Annotated in this window: 1 protein-coding gene; it reads right to left on the minus strand. The window is 60.4% G+C overall.

Annotated elements, in window-relative coordinates; translation table 11 throughout:
* Positions 1 to 457, minus strand: a 457-nt coding sequence (locus KBI52_RS00945; protein WP_210804798.1) for a hypothetical protein, incomplete at its 3' end; no start/stop codon positions are given.
* Positions 458 to 555 lie beyond the last annotated feature (98 nt).

Consider the following 555-nt stretch of genomic DNA (forward strand, 5'->3'; position numbering starts at 1 on the left):
CGGCCCAGCCGATGCTGGCCTTGTTGATAGCAAGCTTGAATCGCTCCCCGCGCAGGAAGCGGGCAGCAACAATCCACCCGTTCCCGCTCGGGCTCAGGTCGACGACGGTGGGTGATGGAGTCCTGACGCCGACCTCAGGCACAGGGTGCTTATCGGACACCTCCAGCACTTCCCGCAGCCCCTCAATGAACTGCTCAATGCTCATTGCCGACCGGGCGAGCGTCTCCATCCCGTAGATGACCTGGTTGAGGCTGGTGAACGGATAGCCCGGTTCGCCCACCCTGTTGGTGCTCCATTGGAAGATAGACGACAGTCTCTCGGTAATCTCCCTGTCATCCGGTATCACGCTGACGCTCTTGCCGTTTCTGCCGGCTGTCACCGTCACCGTCATGCCATTCGGGAACATGATCCGAAGCATGAGGAGATCGCCCTCGATGTGCTTGGTTGTGAGCGCCACCGGATGCCTCCTTTCGCCTCAGATCCCGACAGGGACGGTTTAACAGTCGAGCGGAGCCTTGGACAACACGGGTTCATCTCGGAATTCGATGGCTCGCC

The organism is Microvirga sp. HBU67558 (genome assembly GCF_018069605.1).
GTDB classification, from domain to species: Bacteria; Pseudomonadota; Alphaproteobacteria; order Rhizobiales; family Beijerinckiaceae; genus Microvirga; species Microvirga terrae.